The organism is Planomonospora algeriensis (genome assembly GCF_977012225.1).
The window spans coordinates 1-2,364 of record NZ_CDRNDK010000700.1 but is presented as its reverse complement, the minus strand read 5'-3'; the positions used below and the strand labels follow the sequence as shown (position 1 = coordinate 2,364).

Annotated in this window: 3 protein-coding genes; all 3 read left to right on the top strand. The window is 69.6% G+C overall.

Going from position 1 to position 2,364, the window contains the following annotated elements; genetic code table 11:
* A partial coding sequence (locus ACWJ6R_RS34725; protein WP_449066270.1) for a hypothetical protein occupies positions 1 to 199 on the top strand: 199 nt, incomplete at its 5' end.
* On the top strand, positions 196 to 504 hold the full coding sequence (locus tag ACWJ6R_RS34720; RefSeq protein WP_449066269.1) for a helix-turn-helix domain-containing protein: 309 nt from the start codon (positions 196 to 198) through the stop codon (positions 502 to 504). The genes ACWJ6R_RS34725 and ACWJ6R_RS34720, both read left to right, overlap by 4 nt.
* Before the next feature lie 97 nt (positions 505 to 601).
* Positions 602 to 2,164 (top strand): hypothetical protein, encoded by a 1,563-nt coding sequence (locus tag ACWJ6R_RS34715; protein WP_449066268.1) that lies wholly within the window; start codon positions 602 to 604, stop codon positions 2,162 to 2,164.
* The last annotated feature ends 200 nt before the right edge of the window (positions 2,165 to 2,364 follow it).

Here is a 2,364-nt window from a genome sequence, read left to right as displayed (position 1 = left end):
GAAGCCGCATAGGCTCCGCCACAAGCGACTGTCCGGAATCTGCTGGGCACCTCACATCCAGCAGCTGCTCGGGCACTGGACGGTGAGTTCGACGATGCGTTATGTCCGCCCGTCGGCCACCTTCATCGAAGACGCCTATCGCCGGGCGGTGACCAGCGCTCTGGGCGAGTTGACCGGGGAGGGAGACTCGACGGCATGAAGATCCGGTGGAAACTACGGATGGCCGCCGCGCAGCGTGAAGTGTGGACCGGCGCCCAGCTGCGGCGGTTGCTGGCCGAGCGAGCTGGATTGGCGCTGTCGGCCGCCTCGGTGTCGGTGCTGCTGACCAAGGAGCCCACGCAGGTGAAGTTGTCCACCCTGGCGGCGTTGTGCACCGCGTTGGAGTGCAGCCCCAACGACCTGTTCGAGGTGGACACCACTCCCGTCGAGCGGCCCGTCCGGCCGCCTCAGCCGGCGGCCGAGCCGAAGGCCGTCGGCGGGGGCCGTTCCATGCCCCCACTGTGACCGAAAACGGAGGACCGAGATGGGCCAGCGGCAACGCGACTGTGTGGACTGCGGCGGTCCGGTCGGCATCATCGGCCGCCAGCACTGCGGCCGTTGCTTGGGCCGACTCAAGAACGCGGCCGTCAAGGCGTCCTGCCCGGCCTGCGGCAAGCAACGGGTGCTGCAGGCCGACACCGGCCGATGCATCACGTGTTCGCGCGTCTGCGTCGAGTGCGGGCATCCGGTCCGCTCACCGGATGCGACGCTGTGCCGGGACTGCGCCCGCAAGGCGCGTCAGCGGGCGGCTCAGCAGCCGTGCCCGCGCTGCGGCCGCCCGGGCTATCTGCGCGATGCCACCGGCTGGTGCGGGACCTGCTCACGTCCCCGCCAGGTGAAGGACCCTCCCCGTGTCTGCGACGGATGCGGTCAGCTTCGCCCGCATGCCGGCCACGGCCTGTGCTCGGCTTGCTGGCAACGCCGCCCCGAACGGCCCTTCGTCGCCGGCGGGAACCTCATCGCCCGACTGGCCGATCCACCGCTCTGGCTCGGCGACCTCATCGCCCACCTGGCCGCCGGTCACTCTCCGGCCCGGGCCTGCCTCCTGATCGGCCAGTTGGGACGGCTGCTGGACGATGACCATCCCCACCACCCTCAAGCCCTGCTGGAACGGGCCCGCCTGCCCGGCCGCTCGATGGGACCGCTGGCCCGAGGACTGGAGGTCTTCTTCACCGAACGCGGGTTGGCGCTGGCCACCGACCACGCGGAACGGCTGGCCTCCGGACGCCGTCGCCGCCGGATCAACGCCGTCCCCGAACCGCTGCGGCCCGCGGCGGAGGCCTTCAACACCTTCCTGCTGCACTCACGCGAGCGCGCCCGCCGGGCCGGGACACTGCCCCGCGCTGACGTCACCCTCGACACCAAGCTGTCCACCGTGCGCGATCTGGCCCAGCACGTGGACGCGCGCGGCAAGCAGGACTGGGCTCTGGTCGACGTCCACGACATCGAGACCTTCCTGGCCGCTCAGCCCAAGAACCGACCGCGGCGGCTGCAGATCGCCCGGCAGTTCTTCCGCTTCGCCAAGAGCCACAAGATAATCCTGGTCGACCCCACCAGCGGACTGTCGGCGCAGGCGCCCAAGGGCTTCATCGGCAAGACCCTCATCCTCGACCAGCAGCGACGCCTCTTCCAGCGGTGGACCACCGGCCCGGCCGTCCATCCACACGAGGCTCTGCTGGGCATCCTCGCACTGCTCCATGGCGCCTCCAGCAGCGAGATCCGCCACCTGCGCTTGGGAGACATCGATCCTGCCGCCCGCGCCATCCGCCTGGGGCACCGCCCCCACCCGGTCCCCTTGGATCCGGTCAGCTGGACCATGGTGCAGCGGTGTCTGGCCCACCGCGAGACTCAGCGCACCGGCAACCCGCATCTGATGGTCACCAAGGGCACCAAGGCGGGCAAGAACCCGGCCTCCGTCGCCTATGTCAGCCATGTCCTGGACCCGGCCGGCATCTCACCGCGGATGCTTCGCTCCACCCGCCTGATCGACCTGGTCAACACCATGGACGCCAAACTCGTCGCCGCAGCCTTCGGGATGCATCCCGAAGGTGTCATGATCTATCTCGCTGACCATGTCGACCCCGACCTCCTGCCCCCACCATGCTCAGCCGACCAGCTCGGGTAAGGCGTGTCCTTGCTGAGGCGAGCCTAGATGATCACGGGTAACCTCCCCGGACGCGGTCCGGACACGCAGTGCGGGGCGTCCTGCGGGATACTCCCTTCCTCCGAGAGGCGGCCATGCAGTCACCGACCTACCTGCACGACCTTCTGCCTGCGTTCCGCAGCTCCGGGCCGATCCATGCCACGTTCGGCCCTGAAACCGCA

What these genes read in the sequence shown, in the direction of transcription:
- ACWJ6R_RS34720 (WP_449066269.1), top strand. Translation starts at nt 196, where the DNA reads ATGAAGATCCGGTGGAAACTACGGATGGCCGCCGCGCAGCGTGAAGTG.